The organism is Pleomorphovibrio marinus (genome assembly GCF_003347495.1).
Classification (GTDB): domain Bacteria; phylum Bacteroidota; class Bacteroidia; order Cytophagales; family Cyclobacteriaceae; genus Pleomorphovibrio; species Pleomorphovibrio marinus.
Genome location: NZ_QCXY01000009.1, coordinates 20,293 through 43,359, shown reverse-complemented (window position 1 = coordinate 43,359; position 23,067 = coordinate 20,293). Strand labels below are relative to the sequence as shown.

The 23,067-nt window shown below is 43.2% G+C and carries 28 protein-coding genes; 21 read left to right on the top strand and 7 right to left on the bottom strand.

Annotation, left to right across the window (positions count from 1 at the left end):
* The 19 genes from rpsN (at nucleotide 1) to DB520_RS19230 (ending at nucleotide 12,447) form a co-directional block, all read left to right on the top strand.
* Nucleotides 1-270 carry a 30S ribosomal protein S14 gene (rpsN, locus tag DB520_RS19320; protein ID WP_114751427.1) on the top strand — a complete coding sequence of 90 codons (270 nt, stop codon included), beginning with the start codon at nucleotides 1-3 and terminating at the stop codon, nucleotides 268-270.
* Nucleotides 271-355: 85 nt separating this feature from the next.
* On the top strand, nucleotides 356-751 hold the full coding sequence (gene rpsH / locus DB520_RS19315; RefSeq protein WP_114751426.1) for a 30S ribosomal protein S8: 396 nt from the start codon (nucleotides 356-358) through the stop codon (nucleotides 749-751).
* A gap of 9 nt (nucleotides 752-760) precedes the next feature.
* Nucleotides 761-1,318: a 50S ribosomal protein L6 gene (gene rplF, locus DB520_RS19310; RefSeq protein WP_114751425.1), complete on the top strand. Its 558-nt coding sequence runs from the start codon at nucleotides 761-763 to the stop codon at nucleotides 1,316-1,318.
* 7 nt (nucleotides 1,319-1,325) lie between these two features.
* Entirely contained in the window at nucleotides 1,326-1,676 is a 351-nt protein-coding gene (rplR, locus tag DB520_RS19305) for a 50S ribosomal protein L18 (protein WP_114751424.1), read from the top strand.
* 8 nt (nucleotides 1,677-1,684) lie between these two features.
* Nucleotides 1,685-2,203: a 30S ribosomal protein S5 gene (gene rpsE / locus DB520_RS19300; protein WP_114751423.1), complete on the top strand. Its 519-nt coding sequence runs from the start codon at nucleotides 1,685-1,687 to the stop codon at nucleotides 2,201-2,203.
* A 4-nt stretch (nucleotides 2,204-2,207) separates the two neighbouring features.
* Nucleotides 2,208-2,387 carry a 50S ribosomal protein L30 gene (rpmD, locus tag DB520_RS19295; RefSeq protein ID WP_232835064.1) on the top strand — a complete coding sequence of 60 codons (180 nt, stop codon included), beginning with the start codon at nucleotides 2,208-2,210 and terminating at the stop codon, nucleotides 2,385-2,387.
* Nucleotides 2,388-2,436: 49 nt separating this feature from the next.
* Nucleotides 2,437-2,883, top strand: a complete 447-nt coding sequence (gene rplO / locus DB520_RS19290) for a 50S ribosomal protein L15 (RefSeq protein WP_114751421.1) — start codon at nucleotides 2,437-2,439, stop codon at nucleotides 2,881-2,883.
* 3 nt (nucleotides 2,884-2,886) lie between these two features.
* Nucleotides 2,887-4,203 carry a preprotein translocase subunit SecY gene (gene secY, locus DB520_RS19285; RefSeq protein ID WP_114751420.1) on the top strand — a complete coding sequence of 439 codons (1,317 nt, stop codon included), beginning with the start codon at nucleotides 2,887-2,889 and terminating at the stop codon, nucleotides 4,201-4,203.
* Nucleotides 4,204-4,206: 3 nt separating this feature from the next.
* Nucleotides 4,207-4,980 (top strand): type I methionyl aminopeptidase, encoded by a 774-nt coding sequence (gene map / locus DB520_RS19280; RefSeq protein ID WP_114751419.1) that lies wholly within the window; start codon nucleotides 4,207-4,209, stop codon nucleotides 4,978-4,980.
* 2 nt (nucleotides 4,981-4,982) lie between these two features.
* Nucleotides 4,983-5,201: a translation initiation factor IF-1 gene (gene infA, locus DB520_RS19275; RefSeq protein ID WP_015264095.1), complete on the top strand. Its 219-nt coding sequence runs from the start codon at nucleotides 4,983-4,985 to the stop codon at nucleotides 5,199-5,201.
* Between the two features lie 43 nt (nucleotides 5,202-5,244).
* Complete coding sequence (rpmJ, locus tag DB520_RS19270; RefSeq protein ID WP_009034194.1) at nucleotides 5,245-5,361, top strand: 50S ribosomal protein L36; 117 nt, start codon at nucleotides 5,245-5,247, stop codon at nucleotides 5,359-5,361.
* A gap of 5 nt (nucleotides 5,362-5,366) precedes the next feature.
* Nucleotides 5,367-5,744 (top strand): 30S ribosomal protein S13, encoded by a 378-nt coding sequence (gene rpsM / locus DB520_RS19265; RefSeq protein ID WP_114751418.1) that lies wholly within the window; start codon nucleotides 5,367-5,369, stop codon nucleotides 5,742-5,744.
* A 14-nt stretch (nucleotides 5,745-5,758) separates the two neighbouring features.
* Nucleotides 5,759-6,157 (top strand): 30S ribosomal protein S11, encoded by a 399-nt coding sequence (rpsK, locus tag DB520_RS19260; RefSeq protein WP_114751417.1) that lies wholly within the window; start codon nucleotides 5,759-5,761, stop codon nucleotides 6,155-6,157.
* 17 nt (nucleotides 6,158-6,174) lie between these two features.
* Nucleotides 6,175-6,780 carry a 30S ribosomal protein S4 gene (gene rpsD / locus DB520_RS19255; protein WP_114751416.1) on the top strand — a complete coding sequence of 202 codons (606 nt, stop codon included), beginning with the start codon at nucleotides 6,175-6,177 and terminating at the stop codon, nucleotides 6,778-6,780.
* Nucleotides 6,781-6,814: 34 nt separating this feature from the next.
* Entirely contained in the window at nucleotides 6,815-7,804 is a 990-nt protein-coding gene (locus DB520_RS19250) for a DNA-directed RNA polymerase subunit alpha (RefSeq protein WP_114751415.1), read from the top strand.
* Between the two features lie 5 nt (nucleotides 7,805-7,809).
* Entirely contained in the window at nucleotides 7,810-8,451 is a 642-nt protein-coding gene (gene rplQ, locus DB520_RS19245) for a 50S ribosomal protein L17 (RefSeq protein ID WP_114751414.1), read from the top strand.
* Nucleotides 8,452-8,580: 129 nt separating this feature from the next.
* Nucleotides 8,581-9,675: a glutamine-hydrolyzing carbamoyl-phosphate synthase small subunit gene (gene carA, locus DB520_RS19240; RefSeq protein ID WP_114751594.1), complete on the top strand. Its 1,095-nt coding sequence runs from the start codon at nucleotides 8,581-8,583 to the stop codon at nucleotides 9,673-9,675.
* A gap of 21 nt (nucleotides 9,676-9,696) precedes the next feature.
* Nucleotides 9,697-10,974 carry a phosphopyruvate hydratase gene (eno, locus tag DB520_RS19235; protein WP_114751413.1) on the top strand — a complete coding sequence of 426 codons (1,278 nt, stop codon included), beginning with the start codon at nucleotides 9,697-9,699 and terminating at the stop codon, nucleotides 10,972-10,974.
* 249 nt (nucleotides 10,975-11,223) lie between these two features.
* Nucleotides 11,224-12,447 carry a hypothetical protein gene (locus tag DB520_RS19230; protein ID WP_114751412.1) on the top strand — a complete coding sequence of 408 codons (1,224 nt, stop codon included), beginning with the start codon at nucleotides 11,224-11,226 and terminating at the stop codon, nucleotides 12,445-12,447.
* 18 nt (nucleotides 12,448-12,465) lie between these two features.
* Here the strand turns inward: DB520_RS19230 and DB520_RS19225 are convergent, their stop codons facing one another.
* On the bottom strand, nucleotides 12,466-12,873 hold the full coding sequence (locus DB520_RS19225; RefSeq protein ID WP_114751411.1) for a hypothetical protein: 408 nt from the start codon (nucleotides 12,871-12,873) through the stop codon (nucleotides 12,466-12,468).
* Nucleotides 12,874-12,989: 116 nt separating this feature from the next.
* Between DB520_RS19225 and DB520_RS19220 the strand changes: the two genes are divergently transcribed.
* Nucleotides 12,990-13,445, top strand: coding sequence for a hypothetical protein (locus tag DB520_RS19220; protein WP_114751410.1), 456 nt, complete (start codon nucleotides 12,990-12,992; stop codon nucleotides 13,443-13,445).
* A gap of 32 nt (nucleotides 13,446-13,477) precedes the next feature.
* On the opposite strand, the gene DB520_RS19215 is transcribed toward DB520_RS19220, so the two are convergent.
* The 6 genes from DB520_RS19215 to DB520_RS19190 all read right to left on the bottom strand — a co-directional run bounded on the left by DB520_RS19215 (nucleotide 13,478) and on the right by DB520_RS19190 (nucleotide 22,202).
* On the bottom strand, nucleotides 13,478-14,401 hold the full coding sequence (locus DB520_RS19215; protein WP_114751409.1) for a YihY/virulence factor BrkB family protein: 924 nt from the start codon (nucleotides 14,399-14,401) through the stop codon (nucleotides 13,478-13,480).
* A 121-nt stretch (nucleotides 14,402-14,522) separates the two neighbouring features.
* Nucleotides 14,523-16,619, bottom strand: coding sequence for a M28 family peptidase (locus DB520_RS19210; protein WP_114751408.1), 2,097 nt, complete (start codon nucleotides 16,617-16,619; stop codon nucleotides 14,523-14,525).
* A 12-nt stretch (nucleotides 16,620-16,631) separates the two neighbouring features.
* Nucleotides 16,632-17,795 carry a C40 family peptidase gene (locus DB520_RS19205; protein WP_114751407.1) on the bottom strand — a complete coding sequence of 388 codons (1,164 nt, stop codon included), beginning with the start codon at nucleotides 17,793-17,795 and terminating at the stop codon, nucleotides 16,632-16,634.
* 51 nt (nucleotides 17,796-17,846) lie between these two features.
* Nucleotides 17,847-19,148: an amidohydrolase family protein gene (locus tag DB520_RS19200; RefSeq protein WP_114751593.1), complete on the bottom strand. Its 1,302-nt coding sequence runs from the start codon at nucleotides 19,146-19,148 to the stop codon at nucleotides 17,847-17,849.
* 10 nt (nucleotides 19,149-19,158) lie between these two features.
* A complete protein-coding gene (locus DB520_RS19195) occupies nucleotides 19,159-20,535 on the bottom strand; it encodes an amidohydrolase family protein (protein ID WP_394340948.1) in 1,377 nt (458 codons plus the stop codon).
* Nucleotides 20,532-22,202, bottom strand: a complete 1,671-nt coding sequence (locus DB520_RS19190) for an amidohydrolase family protein (RefSeq protein WP_114751406.1) — start codon at nucleotides 22,200-22,202, stop codon at nucleotides 20,532-20,534. The genes DB520_RS19195 and DB520_RS19190 overlap by 4 nt, the downstream gene beginning before the upstream one ends.
* Nucleotides 22,203-22,471: 269 nt before the next feature.
* Between DB520_RS19190 and DB520_RS19185 the strand changes: the two genes are divergently transcribed.
* Complete coding sequence (locus DB520_RS19185; RefSeq protein WP_114751591.1) at nucleotides 22,472-23,017, top strand: class I SAM-dependent methyltransferase; 546 nt, start codon at nucleotides 22,472-22,474, stop codon at nucleotides 23,015-23,017.
* Nucleotides 23,018-23,067 lie beyond the last annotated feature (50 nt).

The following is a 23,067-nucleotide window of genomic DNA, read 5'->3' as shown; positions in this document are numbered from 1 at the left end:
ATGGCAAGAGAGTCGATAAAAGCCCGAGAAAGAAAGAGACAACGCCTAGTAACGAAGTTTGCCAAAAAAAGAGCTGCGCTCAAGGAGGCTGGGGATTACGAGGCTTTGGATAAACTCCCCAAAAACGCTTCTCCGGTAAGGTTGCACAACAGGTGCAAAATTACGGGAAGGCCAAAGGGATACATGAGGAAATTCGGTATCAACAGGGTCACCTTTAGGGAGATGGCAGCGGCTGGCAAAATTCCTGGTATCACGAAGTCTAGTTGGTAAAATTCGCAAGATAGTTTTTATAATAAGAAGTGAATGTGTAACTTTGCCCGCCCGTTGAGGGGGCGTGGTTAGACTATATATAAATATGACTGATCCAATAGCAGATTATTTGACCAGGTTGAGAAATGCCATCAAAGCTTCTCACCGTATAGTGGAGATCCCTGCTTCCAATATTAAGAAGGAGATCACCAAAGTGCTCTTTGATAAGGGGTACATACAGAATTACAAGTTTGATGAAGAAGGGCCCCAAGGTACGATCAAAATCGCCTTGAAATATAACCCAAACACCAAAGAAAATGCAATCATCAGCTTGTCCAGGGTAAGTAAGCCTGGATTGAGAAAATATGTGGACAAGGAATCTTTGCCAAGGGTTATCAATGGCCTAGGTATAGCGGTTCTTTCCACCTCAAAAGGAATCATGACTGACAAAGAGGCCCGTACTGAAGGTATAGGTGGAGAAGTACTTTGTTACGTTTATTAATAGCTTATTATGTCTAGAATAGGTAAAAAACCAATAGATCTACCTTCTGGTGTGACTGTAGACGTTTCTGATTATAATCAGGTAACTGTTAAAGGTCCCAAAGGTACGTTGTCCCAGGAGGTTTCTCCGGACATTACCGTAAAGGTAAACGACAACCAAGTGGTGCTCGCAAGGCCCACAGAATCAAAAAGGCACAAGTCTTTGCACGGTTTGTATCGAGCACTTATCAACAATATGGTGGTAGGTGTAAACGAGGGGTACAAAAAGGAGCTTGAACTGGTGGGTGTAGGTTATAAAGCCAGTAACCAAGGTCAGGTATTAGAACTTTCTTTGGGGTATTCCCATAATATTTTCTTTGCCCTTCCACAGGAGATTGCTGTGAAAACAGAAACCCCCAAGGGTAAAAACCCTTTGGTAACTCTAGAGGGGATCAACAAGGAGTTGATAGGCCAGGTGGCCGCCAAAATCAAATCCTTCCGATCCGTCGAGCCATTTAAAGGCAAGGGTGTTCGTTTTGTTGGTGAGAAAGTAAGGCGTAAAGCTGGTAAAACCGCTGCTAAAAAATAATTGAGACATGGCTTTTAACAAGAATAAAAGGAGACAGAGAATCAAAAGGGGAATCAGAAAAAAGATTTCTGGTACCGACTCTAGACCCAGACTGTCAGTTTACAAGAGTAATACTGGCATATACGTACAGTTAGTAAATGACCTTGAAGGGCATACCCTGGTTTCTGCTTCCTCCAAGGAACTTGGAGCTAAGCAAAACATCAATGTATCCATTTCCAAGGAAGTAGGTAAAAAACTGGCCGAAAAGGCAGTGGCCGATGGCCATACCGAAATTGTGTTCGATAGGAGTGGATACCTCTATCATGGAAATGTAAAAGCTTTGGCAGATGGTGCCAGAGAGGGAGGCCTTAAATTTTAATCGATATTATGTCCCAATTAAGAAAAAAACCCGTCAGGGCTACAGATACTGAACTCAAAGAGAAGGTTGTTGCTATAAACCGTGTTGCCAAGGTGGTAAAAGGTGGTAGAAGGTTTTCTTTTTCTGCCATAGTCGTTGTAGGTGATGAAAGCGGTGTTGTTGGATTTGGATTAGGTAAGGCAAACGAAGTTACCGATGCTATCACTAAGGGAGTGGAAGATGCCAAAAAGAACCTTATCAAGGTTCCGTTGTATAAGGGAACCATTCCCCATGAACAACTTGGGAAATATGGTGGTGGTTTTGTACTGATAAAGCCCGCCGCTCCTGGTACAGGCGTGTTGGCGGGAGGTGCCATGAGAGCTGTCTTGGAGAGCGCAGGCTACACGGACATACTTGCCAAGTCCAAAGGTTCTTCCAATCCCCACAATGTGGTAAAAGCCACCATTGATGCGTTGGAGAATTTAAGGGATGCGATTGCTGTTTCTCAGCAACGAGGTGTTAAATTGTCAAAGGTTTTTAACGGTTAATGCAATGGCAAAGGTTAAAATAACTCAGATTAAAAGTACCATTAAAAGACCTAAGGATCAAAAGGCCACTATCTCAGCGCTAGGTTTAGGCAAGATCAATAAAAGTGTGGAAGTTGAAAGAACCCCTCAAATTCAGGGAATGATCAACAAAATAGGTCACTTGGTTAAAACGGAGGATATCTAATCCTATTATCATCCAAGGATGTTACTTGGGGATTTAAAACTACTTTAAGATGAAATTACATACATTGAAACCCGCCGAAGGGTCTATTAAGTCCAGGAAAAGGATAGGTAGAGGCCAGGGCTCGGGTAGGGGAGGAACATCTACCAGAGGCCATAAAGGTGCCAAGTCGCGTTCTGGATATAGCCAAAAACTAGGATTTGAAGGAGGCCAAATGCCTCTTCAGAGAAGAATTCCAAAGTTTGGCTTCAAGAATGTCAACCGTGTAGAATATAAGCCCATCAACTTGGTGGATCTTCAAAAACTTGCTGATAAGTTGAAAACTGAAACTATTTCCATGGAAACGTTCGTGGAAAATGGATTGGCAGGAAAAAAAGATGTTGTAAAAGTCCTAGGAACAGGCGAACTTACCAGCAAATTAAGTGTAAGTGCCCACAGGTTCTCGGCTTCCGCTGTTGCAGCCATAGAAAAGGCCGGCGGATCTGTCAATAAGCTTTAAACAATGAAAAAATTTATCACAACAGTTAAGAATATCTTTTCTATTGAAGATCTTAGAATCAGGATCATCAATACTATAGGTCTTCTAGTGGTGTTCAGGATTGGTTCTTTTATCGTACTTCCCGGTGTGGATCCGAGTCAGCTTGGGGAATCTGCCGGAGGTATATTCGGGTTAATAGACACCTTCCTTGGTGGTTCTTTCAGTAGGGCTTCAATATTTGGCTTGGGAATCATGCCTTACATTTCTGCCTCCATTGTGTTGCAGTTGTTAACTGTTGGGGTACCCTATTTTCAAAAGCTACAAAAGGAAGGGGAATCTGGGCGTAAAAGAATCAACCAAATCACACGAATATTGACCATTCTGATCACCATGGCTCAAGGTATAGGTTACATAACTGCAACCATTCCCAATGAAGCTATTGTGGTAAACAAGTCTTTGTTTATGGTGAGCTCTTTGGTGCTTTTGACCTCAGGTACCATGTTTTGTATGTGGATTGGGGAGAAAATTACCGAAAAAGGAATTGGTAATGGTATCTCCATGCTCATCATGATAGGTATCATCTCAGCATTGCCAGGTGCAATTATTGCAGAAACCCTTTCAAAAGGTGGAGGGGGAATTTTGCTCCTAATCTTAGAAGCGGTGGTTCTGTTCTTTGTTGTGGTAGGTGTGGTAGCGCTTACGGAAGCAGTAAGGAGGATACCCGTGCAGTATGCCAAACAGGTTGTTGGGGGGAAGGTATATGGAGGCCAAAGGCAGTATATACCTATTAAGGTGAATGCATCAGGGGTAATGCCCATCATCTTTGCACAGTCGCTGATGTTCCTTCCTGCTTTGATTGCACAGATCTGGGCGGATACTTCAGATATTGCCTCCTACATTGGCACAACCTTTAGTGACTTCACCTCTTGGCAGTACAATTTGGTGTTCGCCGTTATGATTATTCTGTTCACTTTCTTCTATACGGCGATTACGGTGAATCCCGAACAAATTGCCGAGGACATGAAGAGAAACGGTGGTTTTGTACCAGGCATCAAACCTGGAGGGCCTACATCGGAGTTCATTGACAATATTATTTCCAGGATTACACTACCGGGTTCGATACTGCTTTCCTTGGTGGCAATCATGCCTGCCTTTGCGATTATTGCAGGAGTCAGTGGGGAGTTTGCCCAATTTTATGGCGGAACCTCCCTTCTTATTATGGTTGGAGTGATCTTGGATACCTTACGACAAATTGAAAGTTACCTTCTGATGCGTCATTATGAAGGTATGATGAAAAGCGGCAACATGAAAAATGACCCTTCTAGTTACGCCGTTGCCTAAATCATGATACATTATAAGACGGAAGAAGAAGTAGCAATAATAAAGGAAAGTGCCGAAATATTAGGAAAGGCACATGGCGAAGTAGCCAAGCATGTTAAAGAAGGGGTAAAGACCTCTTTCTTGGATAAAATTGCGGAGGAATATATCAGAGACCATGATGGAGTCCCTTCTTTTAAGGGTTACAACGGGTTTCCTTCCTCCCTTTGTATTTCAGTTAACGAAGTTGTTGTTCACGGTTTTCCCGGTGAATATGTTTTGAAAGATGGCGATATAATCTCTATTGATTGTGGAGTCTTTCACCAAGGTTTTCATAGCGATTGCGCCTATACTTACCCTGTCGGTGAAGTTTCCCCATCCGTTGTTGCCCTCCTCAAAACTACCAAGGAATCCCTGTATAGGGGAATTGAAAATGCCGTTTTCAACAATCGCACTGGTGATATAGGCCATGCAATACAGAAGTTTGTGGAGGCTAAAGGGTACACTGTGGTGAGAGAGTTGGTAGGTCACGGCCTTGGTCGAAACCTACACGAATCCCCTGAGGTTCCTAATTATGGAAAGAGAGGCAGTGGGCCATTGTTGAAGGAAGGCATGGTATTGGCCATTGAACCAATGGTGAACCTGGGAACCAGGAATGTGGTACAAGAGAGAGATGGCTGGACCATACGTACCGCAGACAGGAAACCCTCGGCTCATTACGAACACACAGTAGCTATCTTTAAGGATAGGACAGAGGTGTTGACCACGCATCAGTATATTGAGGAACACATTAAGATTTAAATATGGCTAAACAGGCATCAATAGAACAAGACGGTACCATCATTGAGGCACTGTCTAATGCAATGTTTAAAGTGGAACTGGAAAATGGGCATCAGTTGATAGCACATATTTCGGGTAAAATGAGGATGAATTACATCAAGATTCTTCCCGGCGATAAAGTGAAGCTGGAGATGTCCCCTTATGACCTTTCCAAAGGAAGGATTGTATACAGGTACAAGTAATTAGGAGCAGAAGGGGTTTTTCCCCGGATTAATTTATAACATCATGAAAGTAAAAGCATCTATAAAAAAGAGAAGTGTTGATTGCAAAGTGATCCGAAGAAAAGGAAAGCTTTATGTGATCAATAAAAAGAATCCTAAGTTCAAACAAAGACAAGGTTAATCACTATGGCAAGAATTGCAGGAGTTGACATTCCGGATAATAAACGCGGAGAGGTAGGCCTTACCTATATTTTTGGTATTGGGAGAAGTTCCGCTAGGGCTATCCTGAGCAAGGCTGGTATTTCCTTTGATAAAAAAGCTGGTGAATGGGATGATGACGAGTCCACAGCCATCAGAAACATCATTTCTGAGGAATTTAAAACAGAAGGTGTCCTGAAATCCGAGGTACAGTTAAGTATTAAAAGGTTAATGGATATTGGTTGTTATAGAGGGTTGAGACACAGGAAGGGGCTACCCGTTAGAGGTCAAAAAACCAAGAACAACGCAAGAACCAGAAAAGGTAAGAGAAAAACTGTTGCCAACAAGAAAAAGGCGACTAAATAAAGCTTGATTTAATTATGGCTCAGAAAAGAAACGAGAAAGCTAAGGGTAAAAAAAGAGTGGTGAAGGTAGAAGCTGTGGGGCAAGCCCACATCAAGGCTTCTTTCAACAACATCATCATCTCCATTACCAATAATTCAGGGCAAGTCATCTCCTGGGCTTCTGCCGGAAAGATGGGGTTCAGGGGTTCTAAGAAAAACACCCCTTACGCTGCCCAAATGGCGGCCCAAAACTGCGGTCAAACTGCTTATGATTTGGGTTTGAGAAAGGTTGAAGTATTTGTAAAAGGTCCTGGGTCCGGAAGGGAATCTGCCATCAGGACTTTGCAGAATGTAGGTCTTGACGTAACTACTATCGTGGATGTGACGCCATTGCCTCACAATGGGTGCAGGCCTCCAAAACGTAGAAGAGTTTAATTTAAAGTTGTAAAAGAATGGCTAGATATACAGGTCCAAAAGCTAAAATTGCCAGGAAATTTGGCGAACCTATAGAAGGACAAAGCAAGGTTCTTCAGAAAAAGAACTACCCTCCTGGGATGCACGGGAAGGGAAGGAGAAAGAAACAGTCCGAGTATGCGATCCAACTCATGGAAAAGCAAAAGGCCAAATACATCTACGGGGTGTTGGAAAGGCAGTTTGCTAGGATGTTCGATATCGCCTCTAGGAAAAAAGGGGTTACCGGTGAAAACCTGTTGCAACTTTTGGAATGCAGATTGGACAACACCGTTTTCCGACTTGGCATTGCACCGACCAGGAGAGGTGCCAGACAATTAGTTTCCCATAAACACATCCTTGTCAACGGAGAAGTGGTAAACATACCTTCTTATCAGTTGAAACCTGGGGATGTCATCGGAGTAAGGGAACGATCAAAATCCCTGGAAGCAATTACGGAGAGTTTGAGAGGAAGAGACATCAAGAGGTACACTTGGTTGGAATGGGATGGTGGCTCTTTGAGTGGTAAGTTTATTAACGTGCCACTGAGAGACGATATTCCTGAAAATATCAAGGAACAACTTATCGTTGAACTCTACTCTAAATAATCCATTATTTCCCGACCAAAAAAGAAAATACATTATGTCCATATTAGCATTTCAAATGCCCGAAAAGGTGGTGATGGAGAAAGCAGACGATTTTCACGGTCTGTTTACTTTTAAGCCATTAGAAAAGGGCTATGGCGTCACCATCGGAAATGCCCTGAGAAGAATTTTGCTTTCTTCCTTAGAAGGCTATGCCATTACTTCAGTGAAGTTTCCCGGTGTGGTACACGAATTTTCCACTATTGAAGGGGTGGTTGAAGACGTTACCGACATCATCCTCAACCTTAAGCAGGTGAGGTTCAAAAAACTCCACGATGCCATAGATGGTAAAATTACTGTGGAGGTGAAAAATCAGGACGTTTTTACGGCGGGTGATATTGCGAAATTTACTTCCTCCTTCGAAATTCTTAACCCGGAGCAGATCATCTGCCATCTGGACGAAGAAAAATCCTTTGAGGTGGAATTGATCATTGAAAAGGGCAGGGGCTATTTGCCTGCCGAGGAGTCAAAACCTAAAGAACAAATTTACGGGGTAATCCCTATTGACGCAATTTTCACACCTATTAAGAATGTGAAGTATAGGGTGGAAAACACCAGGGTAGAACAGAAGACTGACTATGAGCAATTGATCATGGAAGTTTCCACGGATGGATCCATACATCCGGAGAAAGCCTTACAGGAATCCGCCAAGATTTTGATACAGCATTTCATGTTGTTCTCCGATCAGACTATGGTAATAGATGCACCAGGTAGTGGGGCTATTGAGCCAATAGACGAGGAGTACTTGCACATGAGAAAACTGCTCAAAACTTCGCTCAGCGATCTTGACCTATCTGTAAGGGCCTATAACTGTCTCAAAGCTGCTGATGTGAAAACGTTGGGAGACCTCGCCAGGTTGGAGATTTCTGACATGATGAAATTCAGGAATTTCGGCAAGAAGTCCTTGGCAGAACTGGAGCAACTGATTCAGGAGAAGGGGTTGACTTTTGGAATGGATTTGTCAAAGTATAAACTTGATGAAGAATAAATAAAATGAGACACGGCAAGAAATTTAACCACCTTGGCAGGACCGCCTCGCACAGAAAGGCCATGCTATCCAATATGGCTAGCTCCCTTCTTACGCACAAGAGGATCTCCACCACGCTTGCTAAGGCCAAGGAATTAAGAAAATATGTGGAGCCCTTTATCACAAGGGCAAAAGAAGATACCACCCACAATAGGAGAGTGGTGTTCAGGTATCTTCAAAACAAAGATGCCATAAAGGTGCTTTTTGGTGAAGTAGTGGAGAAAGTAGGCAGCCGTCCAGGTGGATATACCAGGATCATCAAAACTGGCTTCAGGCTTGGAGATAATGCTGAAATGTGCATCATTGAATTAGTGGACTTTAATGAGCTTCTTACCAAGGAAGATAAGGCCACTAAAAAGCCAGGAAGAAGGAGAAGAAGAGGGTCAGGAAAAACCTCTTCCCAAGCAGAAACGGATACTTCTGGTGCTGAAAAGGAAAAAGCTAAGGAAACTCCTGAGCCGGAAGATGCTAAGGAAGCTACTGCCGAGGCAGATGCTGAAAAGAAAGTCGAAAAGACAAAGAAGCCTTCCGCTAAGGCAAAGAAAGAAGAGCCATCCGAAGATGGGGAAGAAAAGTCAGATAAAGACGATAACAAGAAAAGTGAATAAATTGTGTTTTCACAAACATAGGTTAGAAAGGGGATGGGGCTGGAGCCCGATCCCTTTTTTTTGTATCCTTTACTCAAAGTTTACCCTTCTACTGATAAAATCCTTAAATTTGTTCATCCAAATTTCGCTATGAATAGAAAAAAAGCAACACTCTTATTGGCTGACGGTACCGTAATAATAGGCACCTTGGTAGGAAAAGACGGCACAAGTGGTGGTGAAATATGTTTTAACACTGGAATGACCGGTTATCAGGAAATCTACACCGACCCCTCGTATACCGGTCAGATTATTGTAAATACCACCCCTCATATTGGAAACTACGGCACCATCGAAGAAGAAAATGAATCTGACAGCCCTTTAATTGCAGGTATTGTTGTAAATGATTTTTCAGATGTCCATAGTCGCCTGGAGTCTAACCCCAAATCCCTTCAAGAATACCTGGAACACCATGGTATCACCGGAATCGCCGATGTGGATACCCGAAAGCTGGTGAGACATATCAGAAGCAAGGGAGCGATGAACGCTATTATTAGTTCTCAAATTTCCGATATGGAAGAGCTTAAAGCTGCCTTATCCAATGTTCCGGATATGAACGGGCTGGAGCTTTCTTCCCAAGTATCTACTAAAGAGAGTTATTATTTCGGAGACGAAAATTCACCCATAAAGGTGGCCTGTCTCGATTATGGTATCAAAAGAAACATATTGCGATCCTTGGTTTCAAGAGGTGTTTATTGTAAGGTATTCCCAGCCAAAACCACTGTGGAAGAAATGGAATCCTGGAACCCCAACGCTTATTTTCTTTCCAATGGGCCTGGTGACCCTGCGGTGATGGAATATGCTGTAGATACCACTAAAAAACTGCTGGAGCTCAACAAGCCGCTATTTGGTATATGTTTAGGTCATCAAATTCTAGCTAGAGCCTGCGGGGTAGGTACTTACAAGATGCACCATGGGCATAGGGGCCTGAACCATCCCATCAAAAACCTATTAAATGGGATGAGTGAAATTACCTCCCAAAATCACGGTTTCGTGGTGAAAAAGGAGGATGTTGAAAACAATCCAACACTGGAGATCACCCATCTTCACCTCAACGATGGTACGGTTGCGGGCATCAGGTACAAAGATAGACCAGCTTTTTCGGTTCAATACCACCCCGAAGCCAGTCCTGGGCCCCATGACTCGAGGTACCTTTTCGACCAATTTATCTCTTTAATCAAAAACTGAAAACCATAAATCTTATATTTTATGTCATTAATACAAAATATTCACGCAAGACAAATTTTAGACTCTAGGGGAAACCCAACTGTTGAAGTTGATGTTTTTACCGACTCAGGAGCCTTTGGAAGGGCAGCAGTACCCAGTGGTGCCTCTACAGGTGTTCATGAGGCAGTAGAACTCCGAGACGGTGATAAAAATATTTACCTTGGTAAAGGGGTGTTGAAGGCCGTAGCCAATGTTAACGATTTGATTGCATCCGAATTGGTGGGTTTTGATGTCTTTGAGCAAAATCAAATTGACCACCTGATGCTGAGCCTAGACGGCACCAAAAACAAGTCTAAACTTGGTGCAAACGCTATATTGGGTGTTTCCCTTGCGGTAGCCAAAGCAGCAGCTATGGATTCGGGACAACCCCTCTATCGCTATATAGGGGGGGTCAATGCCAACACCCTTCCTGTGCCAATGATGAACATCCTGAACGGGGGATCTCACGCTGATAATGGCATCGATTTCCAAGAGTTTATGGTAATGCCCACCGGGGCAGAAACTTTCTCCGAGGCGCTAAGGATGGGTGCCCAAATTTTTCATCAATTGAAATCTGTACTTAAGGCTAAGGGACTTTCCACCAACGTAGGAGATGAAGGGGGATTTGCACCAGATTTGAAAAACAATGTGGAAGCCATCGAGGTAGTACTTGAAGCTATTGAAAAAGCAGGCTTTCGTCCTGGTGAAGATGTGTTTATCGCCATGGATCCTGCTTCCTCTGAATTTTATGATGAAGAAAAAGGACTTTACGTCTTCAAGAAATCCACTGGAGATGAACTTACTTCTGACCAAATGGCCAATTATTGGAAAGAATGGGTAAATAAGTACCCCATTAAGTCCATTGAAGACGGTATGCAGGAAGATGACTGGAAGGGCTGGAAATTGATGACAGAGTTGGTAGGAGACAAAATCCAGATTGTAGGGGATGACCTCTTCGTGACCAATGTGGAGCGACTTCAAAAAGGCATAGATGAAAACATCGCCAACGCCCTATTGGTAAAAGTAAACCAAATCGGTTCCTTGACAGAAACTATCAATGCGGTAAATCTCTGTCATAAAAACAAATACAAGTCAGTAATGTCTCACCGTTCCGGCGAAACCGAAGATTCCACCATTGCGGATTTGGCCGTGGCACTTAATACTGGACAAATCAAAACTGGTTCTGCTTCTAGGTCCGATCGAATGGCAAAGTATAACCAATTGTTACGGATAGAAGAACAACTAGGTGAATCAGCTTATTTCCCTGGCCAGAAATTCTAATTTGACCTTTCGGCAAAAATGCCACCAACTATATTCTACTACCCTTCCGAAACCCGATTTTCGGAAGGGTAGTTTTTTTACCTGCACGCTTATTCCAACAACCTACATACAATGAAATGCCCATTAGAAAGAATTCTCACACACTGGGATGATTATAGACTGCGAGATTCCCCCGAAACAAGTTCCCCGAAACCAGTTCGGGGCAGGCAGGGGCAGGCTATATGACCGCTGAAAAGACAATATAAACATATGAAAGATTATAAAAGAGCGAGACAGATTTGCCAAGAGAATTCTCAAACTTCCGAAAGGCTTTTGGATAACTTCCTGCTTTATTATGCAGGAGAAAAAAGTAAATTGAGTAAAGAAGCGGATCGCAGAATGGAGGTCTACAAGCACGTGCTAAAGTTGTTGGATAAAAGTTGGCAGAACATGTTGAAATCTCAATACATCATGTTTAAGGTCATGAAGCAAGGGGGCTTTATCCATAAGTACCTTAACCATTCAGCGATCAAGGAACTTAGTTCGCCTGACAGGGAGTGGTTGTCTGCACAAGCCGAAACACCCTGGAGATTTAGTTTTTCTATTTTGCTGGATAATCCTGAAAAAGACTTCTTCGAAATGCAGGATGCCTTTACAGGGGAGGAGTTCCTATTGTATAGTCCGGGACTTAGTAAAACCTTGAAAGGGGGAAGCTACCTTCTTTTTTTTAATCTAATCGGGTATAATGGGACTTGTTGGCAAACCTATGGTCCTTTGGCTGCCTATCCCAGTTTTGACCCCGATGATATCTTCTTCTATGCCACGGAGGTAAATCCTACCATAGAAAGTGATGAGGACATGTTGGAGGATATAGAGAAAAACCCAGTTCCCTATATGGTATTGTTCGCCCAATCCAATTATCCACTTACAGTACATGGTAATCATATTTTGGTTACTTGCCTCACAGTAGTGGAAGACGTAAAGCTTCCCTGTGAAAAAATGACCAAAGATTTTGAGCTGGAGACCGTAGGGAGTGTACACAGACTCAAATTGAAAAATTGGTGTGATTTCCCCCATTTTTCCGTTGCCTATTATGAAGAGGCAAGCCAACTGGTTCAGGTCACAGCCATGACCGATGATGGTTTTAAAGCTTTGGTAAAGGCCCTGAATAATTATGGAATAAAAATGGACGTGGATCCAGATATTTATTTGAAACCCTCTATGCATACGGCAGCTCAAACCATATTAAAAAGGGAGATTGAACTTATGCCATTGGAGTTACTTTTTGAGGAAAAACCATCTACTCAACCGAATCCTGCTTTGGACAATCTAAATAAGCTTTTGATGTTGGCAATACCTGCCATCAACGCCGGGGAGAAACCCGATATAGAGGAGTTGGCAGAAAAAGCTGGTATTGATATAGGAGAAAATAGGGAAAACATCAATGAGCTGTTTGAAGAACTTTTGGAAAAGAGAAAGCAGGGTAAAAGCTAAAAATGAAGTCCAAAGTGCTCAATGGTTGAATTTGTAGCCTAATCCTACAGAGAAAACCCATTCATCCCTGCTATCCATATGAAGAAAGGGGGTGATAAAAACCCACTGCTTATAGTCCACTCGTGGAGAAACCCCCAGTCTAGCTCCGGTACGGCCCTCGTAGACATAGAAGGAAGGCAAGGCCCCAACCCCTATGGACAAATCTTCGGTAATTCTGAGTTTTAGACTAGGCCCTCCAACGTTAAATGCATAGAAATCCTGCCACATGGAAAAACCCACCATTCCCTCCAAGGCAAAATCAAGTTTAGCCTTACTTTTTTTGGGCGATTTGATTTCAGAGGGCTCAGGGTTTGATGGGGTTTCCATATCTTGTGCTAAACAAAGGGAGCTGATAAAAAAGGGCAAAAGTAAGACTATACGATTCATTTTTTTTAGTTGGTGTAAAGGAAAGAATAAACTGAATTAATTTCATAGTTGAATTGGAAGTATAAAGATAGGTAAGTTTCAGGAAGAGACAATTGAAGAAGAATTATTTGATCATTATGGAAAATCACCCGAATAAAGACGAAATCAAGGATAGGCTTCTCCAGTTACTTGCCGCTCAGCTTAAGGAATTGGAGATGGAACTGCTGGAGCTCAAAGCATCAAAAGCCACGGATACCAAAAGTTCGGCCGGTGACAAATTCGAAACGGGCAGGGAAACCATGGGACAAACCCAGCAAATGCTCGAAACCCAAAAGGGAAACCTGAAGGGGATGTCCCAGGATTTGGAGAAAATTCCAGTTTCACCAAGTGAAACCATTTCTGCGGGAGCTCTTTTACAATTATCCATAGGATGGATTTGGGTTGGGATCCCTTATGGCAAAGTAAAGATAGGGGATTGGGAGGTGCAGGCTGTTTCTTCAAATGCACCCATTGTGAAGACTTTGAGGGACAAAAAAATCGGGGAGGAAATCAGTTTGGCCAATAAGGTTATACGTCTACATGGCATATTTTAGATCCATTTCCTTCTTTCAGTAAATTTTTTTATTTATGCTTCTCTTCTTTGTTCTTCCTCCCTTAGTCTGGAAGCGGTCCATTTTGCGTGCGAGGAAGGTTTGATGGAATGTCCGTAGAAATGGGCATATTCATGAGTAAATTCGGCACCGAAAAAGAGGATGAGGGAGGTGTAATTTACCCAAACCATGATAAGAATTACGGTACCTGCCGCCCCAAATCCAGAAGTCGGGTCTGCCATTCCAAAATAAATGCCCAGTAAGGTCTTGCCAATAGTAAAAAGAAGTGCAGTGGCCAATGCCCCCACCCAAACGGATTTCCATTGGATTTCTACATCAGGGAGGAATTTAAACATCAAGGCAAACAAAAGACTGATGACCACGAAGCTGAGGATAAAATCGAAACCTTCCATCATGAAATAAGCGGAATCCCCAAAATTCCCGGTTATCCAATCACTTAGAATGGCTAGGGCAGAGCTCAAGAGCAGTGAAATCAACAATAGGAAAGCTATGACTAGAATTAATCCCAATGAACTCGCCCTATCTAAGATAAACTTTTTGAGGTTGTTGTCCGGGTCGGGCTCTACGTCCCAAAGGTAGTTGAGTGATTTTTGGAGTTGAAAAAACAAGGTGGTGGCCCCAAAAACAAGAGCACCAATACCCACAATTTTCATTACCCAGCTGGAAGTACTGATATGGGCACTATAAACAATACTTTCTAGGCTTTGGGCTGCATCTGGCCCCATTGCCCCACCGATTTGCTGCGTGATCTCCCCCTGAACAGCTTCTTCCCCAAAGAAAACACCCGCTGCCCAAATGATTATTATGAGTAATCCGGGAATGGAAAAGATAGCGTAATAGGAGATAAGTGCACTTTGGCGGAAGGGTTCGGCTCCTAGCCAGCGTTTGGTGGTACTGGCGAGAAGGGGCTTAAGGTGTGAAAACTTGAATTTTCCCATATATTCAACGGATCAAAAAACAGACCAAAGCCTGCTACCCGGGCTTTTTATGACTTTCCTTTCCAGCCCAACCAGCCAAAATGTAAATAAGTGAAGGATTTTTGAATACCTATTGATTCTATCACTCTAACAAGCTCTTGATACTCCTAATTTCAGAACTGAGCCTTTCTATAGCCTGTGCATAAATAGCGTCCCATTCCTCAAATTTATCCACTTTTTTTTGCTCAATTTCAAATTGAATCCCAGGCAATACCCAAGATGCATACCCACTAAAAGGATCAGAGGACGCATAAAGAGACCTGTACCAACTGCCAAATGGCATTCCATCTTCCAACAAGAAATTTTTTTCCAGCTGCAGAAAGCTCTTGTTTATACGATTGATTTGTGAGAGATTAAGGTTGTTACTTTCCCTACTATCACTTAAAATATCAGTGAGGTCTTGAGCATCTTTTTGCAAATCCTTTATTGCAGATAAGGATTTTTCGAATCCAGCAAAATCTGAATTGAGGCTCTTGGCCTGGGAAGAGGCATTTTCCATATGGGTCTTTAAGTCCCTGGCATACCTGGTAATACGATAGGGTATGATGTCTGCATTGGCCAATCTCAGTGCCATGATGCCTGCCCATTGGGCTACTGCACCACCCATCTGAAAGTCGGGGTCAACAAATTTTTCATAAAAATGAAGGTTGTCGTAATTGGTGTGGTATAAAGTAGGCCCACCACTTCCTGCACTTAAAGCGGGAATCCCCGCATGCATATAAAAAGCAATATGATCCGAGCCTCCCCCTAAGTTGCGGATATTGGGCTCCTCCTTTCCGGAAACCCATACGTCGTGAAAAGAGAGCGTAGTGTCTGGGAACTGTACTGCCTTGGATGATTCTACCAGTATTTTTTTCAGGGAGGGTGAGGCTGCTCCTCCTATATTTTTCCCTGAAACCCCTGCATCAAAGTTCAAATAAGCTACAGCCTTTGCCTGTAACTCGTCCAACAATTGTTCCACCCACTCTGTCGATCCAATTACTCCGTGCTCCTCTCCATCCCAATGGGCAATTAATAGGGATCTTTTGGGTTTGTAGCCAGATTCGGCTAATTCCCCAAGTGCTTCGCCAAGGGTCAGCAACATTGCCGTGCCGCTATTGGGGTCAGTAGCTCCAAAGGACCAGGCATCGTAATGACAACCCAATATCACCCATTCATCCGGGTATTCAGCACCTTCCAAAAAGCCCACTACATTGTTGATCCTTACAAAGTCCCTTTCTTGCTTGACGGTCAATTTCACCTGAAGATCCGACCCCCCCTCTACTCGGTAGGTAAAGGGCAAACCTCCTTGCCATTCTGAAGGCACAGCTTCACCCTTCATTTCCTCAAAAATTTCTTTTGCAGCACCATAAGGGATAGGGGTTACGGGGATAGTTGGAAGTTGCGTTTCCGAGGGTTTCAGCCTTTTAACTTGCACCTCTCCATCTAGGGGAAGTGCCGGTTCGAAAGGGGTAAGGGGATCACCGGTAAAATTCTCTGTCATAAGTGACCCTCTTTGTATGGAGCTTTCGTCGTAATATATCCCCTCTGGATAGACCAATCCCTTCATAAACCCAGCATCGGCGGGGTCGGTGTAGATAAGCAAACCTGCTGCACCATATTCCTCGGCAAACTTGGCTTTATATCCCCTGAAGTTCCCTCCGTATCTCGCAATAACAATTTTGTCTGTAAGTGAAACACCAAGTTCCCGTAGCTTCTCAAAATCTTTCTTAGTACCATAGTTGGCGTAGACTATTTCACCACTCACATCCCCGGATCCTGAATAGGCGTTCCATCCTCTGTGCAACTTGGGATGATTGGAATAAGGATCCTCAGGCACCACATATTCCTGCTGGTTGAGTGGCTTTCTTTTTGGGGAAATGATTTCAACATAGGATTCGCCAGGTTCTTTGGGAAGATACACATCGTAGGGGTAGTACTTTACCTCCCAGCCAGCCTCTTCCATTGTTTTTTTTAGGTAGCTGGCCACTTTTTCATTGGCAGAACTGCCCACCACATGTGGCTCTGAACTGATTTGCTCCAAATGACGTCTAAAGCTGCTAAAATCCACTTTTTCCAAAAAGGCAGTTTCTGTTACTACTTGGGTTTTAAGTTGATCTCTTTGAAAGCCCTCGTGTAGGGTTTGGGCTAAGGTTTGTTGAAAAAGGAAAAGTAACAGGAAGATGGGGGTCTTATTCATGGTTGGTGGTGGTTATTGAATCAGTAGGTTCACGGGCCATAGGTTTTCGCCACTTTTGTTTCTTATTCTTTTCGTTCTTAGGTACCTGTTCAATTCGTATTCATCATAGTTCGGGTCATCGGGGTTAAATGAGCTGATTCTTACCAGTCCACGACTGTGGATAAAGGAATCATTTCCTATCCACATTCCTACATGTACCACCCTTTCTGGTTGGTCGGCCGTGGCCGATCTCCCAAAAAACAAAAGATCCCCTACTTCAAGGTTGGCCCAATTTTTCTCGGAATCCACTTCCTCTCCCTCCTTTACTTGCTGGGAGGCGTCTCTAGGGATGACCATCCCGTTGAGAAAGTAAATGGTTTTGGTAAACCCGCTGCAATCCACCCCCTTAGGACTAGTACCCCCCCAAAGGTAGGGAGCTCCCATCATGTTCTTTGCTGTACGGATCAGGTTTTCATCGGATAGTTCCCTGCTCGATATCCACTCCTCAAAGGGAAGCATGGAAAGTTTTGGAACAAAACCACTTCTTCCATCAGGCAGTTGAACCTCAAAGGAAAACTCCGTTTCTTCCAATAATGCCAGAATGTTTCCCGCGGTAATGTCACTGATGGGTTCGGCTTCTTCATCATTTTCGTAAATGTATCCGATCATCTCGGTGCTCACCACTTTTGGCCCTTTTTCCCATTTTGCCAACTCTTCTTCACTGATCAAGTGTATACCCGCGGCATCTACCCATGAAATATAGCCTTCTGGCGTTTGTACAAGATACCAATTTTCCTGTTTTTTTAAGACCTTCAGAGGGGTCCCCATCAGTGCCTGTGTAGCTAATTCGGCAGAATGTTTAGGTTCGCTACGGATATTTGCCACCGAAATGGTGACCAATGCAAAGATCTTATCCCCCAGGTCTGCTGTAGGCAGTAACTTTATACTGTCCGCAAAACTTATGTTTTGGCTTTCTAGGGTGATTAACAACTTCTCATATGCCCCCTTGAGATTAGTTTCCCCCTTAAGGACACCATTTTCATAATGAATATCCCATATGGCTACTCTTTTGTCGGGTGCGTACTCTCTTTTCAATTCTTCACTAACCTGTTCCACGTATGTTCGTTCTTTATGGGATTGGCAACTTATCCAAAGGAACAGGCTTAAAAATACTGTGCAATTCAATATAAGTTTCATGATTTATTCCGCTTAGGTTGGAGTGGCAATTTAGGTAAGAAAGTAACTTGTTTATTCCAGCAGTTCCGGTTTTCTTTCCAAAAATTCCTGATAGAGTCGGATATGACGATTAGTCATGGGGATTTTATACCCCTGAATAAAAACATGGGTAATGTTGGTCTGGGTTTCGAAGGGGTCCCCATCGGAAACGAACAGATTTGCTAATTTGCCCTCGTCCAATGAGCCAATTAGATTATCCAAGCCGAATATTTCTGCTGGGCTCAGGGTGACCGCCCGCAGGGCCTCTTCTCTTCCCATGCCATAAGCAGCTGCAAACCCAGCGTGATAGGGTAGATTTCTGGTGTTCTCGGCTTGCTGGTTGGTTCTGATGGCTACTTTCACCCCTGCTTTAAGCATTTTTCCCGGATTGGCATATACAGCATCATAAGCATCCGACTCCCTGGTAGGCAAACTCAGGATTGGCCCGGTAAGTACCGGAACCTTGGCTTCGGCAATTTTATCCGCCACTCTCCATCCCTCTGCCACTCCGGAGAAGATCACTTTAATATCCTTGTCGGCAATCCACTCAAGGCAGCTTTTTATATCCTTTGCACTGTTTACCTCTATGATAAGAGGGATTTCTTTTGCCAAAATTTTGGAAAGATGCTCCATCTCCGGGTAATAATCAGTACTGCCCCCTGCACTTTTGATACCGTGATACGTTTCAGCTTTTTTCCAAATCGCATCTATTTTATCCAATTGTTCTTTAGCTTCGCTTTTGATAGTGTTCTCACTCCTTTTGTCATAATTCCCCCTTTTTGCTGTAGAGGGGAAATTCATTAGAATTCCCTTAAACCCCCCAAACATTTGGTCAGGGGTGTATCCATGTAGATGAATAAGAGCAGCAGTGCCAGGAAACAAACCTCCCTGGGGAATTGCCAAACTGCTGGTTACCCCACTTACCCTGGTTACGGGTATGGCTACTGCATTTGGGTTGACTGCAGTAATAACCTGCATATTGGGAGTTACCTCCCCTAATTCCAAAAAATCTTGCGTTTCTTCCAAGGAGCTAATTTCCACAAGCCCCAACCTACTTCCGGCATCTATCATACCTGGGTATACATATTTTCCAGTGCAGTCGATTACCCTAGCATTTTCTTCTGGTAGTCCCTTGCCTATGGCTTCTATTTTGCCATTTTTGATTAATAAATCCGTGTCCTCCAAATTCGAATCACTGACCCTTACCAGGTTTCCACCTTTGAGTAAAAAACTTCCATATTCTGCTTTTATCACCTCACCGTCTATTTGCGCACTCCCTAAAATGGGCAGTAGTGCCAATAGAATTAGTAGCCATATCTTAGGAAGAATTCGCATTTCACCCATATCAATGTTTGTGTTCAAAAAGGTTCCTGCCAAAATTAGTGAAAAAGAAATCCACGTCCCGCATGCAATTGTGGGTCTCCTGATACAAGTAAACAGCTTCCACTTTTTCCCTGGGATCCACCTTTAGTCGTTGATCCGTTTCGTCCTCGTGCCGGTCAAAGTATTTTACCCCCTCAATGAAAGTCATTTCAGGAATGGCATAAATGGAAAGGGGATGCCGGTCAAATATTGCTATATCACCATGTTTTCCTTCTTCCAAGGAACCCACCCATTGATCGATGCCCAGTTGGATTGCGGGGTTTATGGTAATAAGGGATAAAGCTTCTTCATCTGAGAGATCCCCGTATTTCTGGGATTTCCCGGCCTCATGGTAAAGGTGCCTGATTACTTCTCCAGAGTCCGAGTTTACTGAGGTTAGCACCCCATTCCTGGTAAGTATAGCAGCATTATATGCGGTGGAATAATAAACCTCAAACTTATAAGCCCACCAATCCGAAAACACGGATGCTCCCATAGAGTATTTCGCCAGTTCCGGAGCTACTTTAAATCCCTCGTTTACATGGGAAAACACGATCTTGTCGATCCCATATTCTTTGCAAACCTGAATAAGCATGTAAATTTCGTCTGCCCTATAAGAGTGGCAATGTATGATTATTTTTCCATCTAAGACATCCCTCAAGGTTTCTAACCGGAGGTTATAAGAAGGAGGCACTTCTTTCCCTTTGTTTTTTTCGTATTCCTCCCACCGCTTTGTATATTGTTTTGCCTCTTCAAAGCCATTCCGAATTACCGCCTCTACACCCATTCTGGATTTTGGTTGTATGTTTTTGCCTCTGCCATGTACCCTTGTAGGGTTTTCACCCAAAGCAAACTTTATAGTCCTTGGTGCTTCGTTCATAAAAAGGCCAGAGGGTTCCTTATTGCCATAACGGTGTTTTAAGGTGATGTTTTGTCCCCCTATGGCGTTTGCGGATCCGTGCATGGCATGGGATACAGTAACTCCCCCGGCCAGTGCCCTGTATATGGAAATATCAAATGGATCGACAACGTCACCCATCCATACCTCCGAAGTAATGGGGCTGGAAGCTTCATTGACGGTCTCCAAGGCTATATGAGAATGGGCATCAATAATCCCAGGCATCACGTATTTTCCTGTAGCATCAATGCTGCTAATACCAGAGGGCACCTTCAGTTCTTTTCCTATTTTTTTTATAACTCCATCTTCAATCCAGAGGTCGGTGGCCTCCAATAACCCATTGGTAATGGTCAGCAGGTTTCCGTTTCGTATAACAATACTTCCTTTAGGCGGTCTTTCAGAAGCTGCCATTAAGAAAATAGCTGATAGAGAGAAAGCAATATATATCAAAGCACTTTTCATTTCTTCGGATTCTCGATTTTTGTTGCTTTAAACGGTACTGTACTGAATCCCAAAATGTTCATATTACCATCAAATTTACCTCCTGAAATAGTACCCTCCACCCTTATTTCTAAATTATTGCCACCTGCAACCACCTCGAAATCAAAACTCATATGACCAGAGGATACCTTTAAGTCCTTTAGGTCGGTTTTCTTTTTTCCAGATCCCTCCGGATCGTCATAGGATATCTTTCCTTTTAATTTTCCCTGTTCTCTTTTGATGAAAATTTCTCCGGTTGATTTTCCTGCACGCGTACTTGTTTCGTATTTCCAAGTCTCCTCTGAATCCGCAGTTTCCTTTTCCTTTGGTTCGTATTCAAAAACATACCCATCTGCTATCACATATTTGATTTGCATGTCCTCGCTGAAAAGGGTGTCTGTGGTGATGATCATGTTCGCCATTTTCCCGGTCGCCAGGTCTCCCGCAATTTCATCTATCCCATACATTTTGGCAGGATGAATGGTCAATGCAGACAAAGCACCCTCTTGGGAGAGGCCATTTTCGATAAGGAGCCTTAGGCTTTTATAGAAACTGTCCTTTCTCAGATGTTTTGTGGAAAACGCGAAGGGAATTCCTGCCTCTTCGTATTTTCCCGCTAGCCTTAACCTATCTCTATATGCCTCTAAAATTCTTTCGTTGCGTTTTTTTATTTCTTGGTCTTCGCTTTCTTCCCAATCCTCAGAGGCACTGGGATCCTCTGGTAAATTGAGGGTCAGCACTGCCCCTACGCCAGCTTTTTTGATGACAGGAATTAAGGCCTCTCCTTCATCTATCCCTGTTAGGATCAAGTCAAAGTTTAACTCTTCTTTTAATCTAAGCAATTTGAGGATATCCAATTCACTACCCACTTCGAAAAGCAAGGGTTTTTCTCCCTTAACCACAGGTTGAAACGCCTCCAAAACCTTGTTTCTTTCTGGAATTCTAACTCCTTGTTGGGAGGCAAACAACCTCTGATGGTCTTCTAAAAGCCTGGCGTTTTGCATCAATTCCCTGAGTTTTGCCATTACCCCAAGAGGGGTGGTGGGATAAAGTCCCGAAACCGTGTGAAACCTTGCGTATAGGGACGTGCCCTCTTTTACCCTGTTAGGAAGTTTGGGGTTGCCGTAAACCACAAGTGCGGTTTGACCAGGAAGGAACCCTTCACCCATCGGTATTTTGTGAGAAATGACTATGCCGATCTTGCGCCACTCGGCATTATGGGAAAATTCGGGATCATAGTGGTCCAGCACATTTTCATAGGGATGGATTCCAGCAAAAATGGCAGGAGGGTTACTGGGGTCAAAATCATCGGGTCTTTCAGGTATCTTGGGTTTGCTGACACCAGTTTTGTTGGCCAGTTCTATTAGCCCCGGATATACAAACAGGGAATCGGCCTTAATTTCTTGAGCATTAGCGGGAACGGAGAAGTCTTTGCCTATCGCCATAATTATCCCTTTCTCAAAAAGTATTTTATGGCCTTCTAAAAGTTGCCCAGGACTCGGGATTAAAGTGGCCCCTGTAATCACAAAAACATCCGTGACCCTCTTGCTTCCTGAGGGATCACTTTGGGCCATGGTAGGCCTTGGGTGGATTCCCCAAGTTGCCAAGAAGATAAAAAAAAGAAGAACAGATGGTTTGTCGTGGGCCATTTTACAGCAAACTAGGGTTTTAAAATTAGTTATTAATTTAATTTGAAGCTAAATCTCTTTTTGTCAAGACGGCTAATTTTGGGAAGGAAGGCATTTTTCCATGTTGGAACTTCTAAAAATGAACTTTCAAAATTACGCAATTTACCGCCTAAACCAAGAAAAAGTCATAGTTTTGGGTTCTCAATTGATTGACTGGAAAACTACCCGCAATTTGTGGGTCCAATATTTGCGGAATTATGACTAAATTCATTGATAATTTTACTCCTAATATGAACAAAGGCTCGCTTTTCAAGGAACTGTTTACCAATATAAAGACCACAGGGGCCATTACTTTTAGTTCTAAACCTTTGGTTAATAAAATGCTCTCTTTTGCTGACTTTAGTGGTGCTAAAATCATAGTGGAGATGGGGGGAGGGGATGGCAGTATTACCCATGGTATTTTGCAGCGGATGGATGAGGACGCAACCTTATTGGTATTTGAGATTAGCGAAAATTTCTGCGAAAACCTTAAAAAGCGATTTGCCACAAAAAATGTAGAAATCATCTGCGATTCTGCTGAAAACCTGGATAAATATCTTGATGGAAGAAAAGCAGATTTAATCTTGTCCTCCCTGCCCTTCAGCCTAATCCCCCAGCCATCCAGAAACCTCATTTACCAAAAAAGCAGCGAATGCCTTAGGCCGGATGGGTCTTTTATCCAGATATGTTATTCCTATTTGCTGAAATTTCAATTTTCCAGTTATTTTAAAGAGATCAGGACCACATTTACTTTCAGGAACTTCCCACCTGTGTTTATCATGGTCTGCAATGTTTAACCCCCGAATACAATTCACCTTGGATTAGCAGGATTTGACATGGCTATTTT

Excerpts from the sequence above, each read along its gene's own strand:
- rpsN (WP_114751427.1), top strand. The coding sequence starts at position 1 with ATGGCAAGAGAGTCGATAAAAGCCCGAGAAAGAAAGAGACAACGCCTA.
- rpsH (WP_114751426.1), top strand. The coding sequence starts at position 356 with ATGACTGATCCAATAGCAGATTATTTGACCAGGTTGAGAAATGCCATC.
- rplF (WP_114751425.1), top strand. The coding sequence starts at position 761 with ATGTCTAGAATAGGTAAAAAACCAATAGATCTACCTTCTGGTGTGACT.
- rplR (WP_114751424.1), top strand. The coding sequence starts at position 1,326 with ATGGCTTTTAACAAGAATAAAAGGAGACAGAGAATCAAAAGGGGAATC.
- rpsE (WP_114751423.1), top strand. The coding sequence starts at position 1,685 with ATGTCCCAATTAAGAAAAAAACCCGTCAGGGCTACAGATACTGAACTC.
- rpmD (WP_232835064.1), top strand. The coding sequence starts at position 2,208 with ATGGCAAAGGTTAAAATAACTCAGATTAAAAGTACCATTAAAAGACCT.
- rplO (WP_114751421.1), top strand. The coding sequence starts at position 2,437 with ATGAAATTACATACATTGAAACCCGCCGAAGGGTCTATTAAGTCCAGG.
- secY (WP_114751420.1), top strand. The coding sequence starts at position 2,887 with ATGAAAAAATTTATCACAACAGTTAAGAATATCTTTTCTATTGAAGAT.
- map (WP_114751419.1), top strand. The coding sequence starts at position 4,207 with ATGATACATTATAAGACGGAAGAAGAAGTAGCAATAATAAAGGAAAGT.
- infA (WP_015264095.1), top strand. The coding sequence starts at position 4,983 with ATGGCTAAACAGGCATCAATAGAACAAGACGGTACCATCATTGAGGCA.
- rpmJ (WP_009034194.1), top strand. The coding sequence starts at position 5,245 with ATGAAAGTAAAAGCATCTATAAAAAAGAGAAGTGTTGATTGCAAAGTG.
- rpsM (WP_114751418.1), top strand. The coding sequence starts at position 5,367 with ATGGCAAGAATTGCAGGAGTTGACATTCCGGATAATAAACGCGGAGAG.
- rpsK (WP_114751417.1), top strand. The coding sequence starts at position 5,759 with ATGGCTCAGAAAAGAAACGAGAAAGCTAAGGGTAAAAAAAGAGTGGTG.
- rpsD (WP_114751416.1), top strand. The coding sequence starts at position 6,175 with ATGGCTAGATATACAGGTCCAAAAGCTAAAATTGCCAGGAAATTTGGC.
- DB520_RS19250 (WP_114751415.1), top strand. The coding sequence starts at position 6,815 with ATGTCCATATTAGCATTTCAAATGCCCGAAAAGGTGGTGATGGAGAAA.
- rplQ (WP_114751414.1), top strand. The coding sequence starts at position 7,810 with ATGAGACACGGCAAGAAATTTAACCACCTTGGCAGGACCGCCTCGCAC.
- carA (WP_114751594.1), top strand. The coding sequence starts at position 8,581 with ATGAATAGAAAAAAAGCAACACTCTTATTGGCTGACGGTACCGTAATA.
- eno (WP_114751413.1), top strand. The coding sequence starts at position 9,697 with ATGTCATTAATACAAAATATTCACGCAAGACAAATTTTAGACTCTAGG.
- DB520_RS19230 (WP_114751412.1), top strand. The coding sequence starts at position 11,224 with ATGAAAGATTATAAAAGAGCGAGACAGATTTGCCAAGAGAATTCTCAA.
- DB520_RS19225 (WP_114751411.1), bottom strand. The coding sequence starts at position 12,873 with ATGAATCGTATAGTCTTACTTTTGCCCTTTTTTATCAGCTCCCTTTGT.
- DB520_RS19220 (WP_114751410.1), top strand. The coding sequence starts at position 12,990 with ATGGAAAATCACCCGAATAAAGACGAAATCAAGGATAGGCTTCTCCAG.
- DB520_RS19215 (WP_114751409.1), bottom strand. The coding sequence starts at position 14,401 with ATGGGAAAATTCAAGTTTTCACACCTTAAGCCCCTTCTCGCCAGTACC.
- DB520_RS19210 (WP_114751408.1), bottom strand. The coding sequence starts at position 16,619 with ATGAATAAGACCCCCATCTTCCTGTTACTTTTCCTTTTTCAACAAACC.
- DB520_RS19205 (WP_114751407.1), bottom strand. The coding sequence starts at position 17,795 with ATGAAACTTATATTGAATTGCACAGTATTTTTAAGCCTGTTCCTTTGG.
- DB520_RS19200 (WP_114751593.1), bottom strand. The coding sequence starts at position 19,148 with ATGCGAATTCTTCCTAAGATATGGCTACTAATTCTATTGGCACTACTG.
- DB520_RS19195 (WP_394340948.1), bottom strand. The coding sequence starts at position 20,535 with ATGAAAAGTGCTTTGATATATATTGCTTTCTCTCTATCAGCTATTTTC.
- DB520_RS19190 (WP_114751406.1), bottom strand. The coding sequence starts at position 22,202 with ATGGCCCACGACAAACCATCTGTTCTTCTTTTTTTTATCTTCTTGGCA.
- DB520_RS19185 (WP_114751591.1), top strand. The coding sequence starts at position 22,472 with ATGAACAAAGGCTCGCTTTTCAAGGAACTGTTTACCAATATAAAGACC.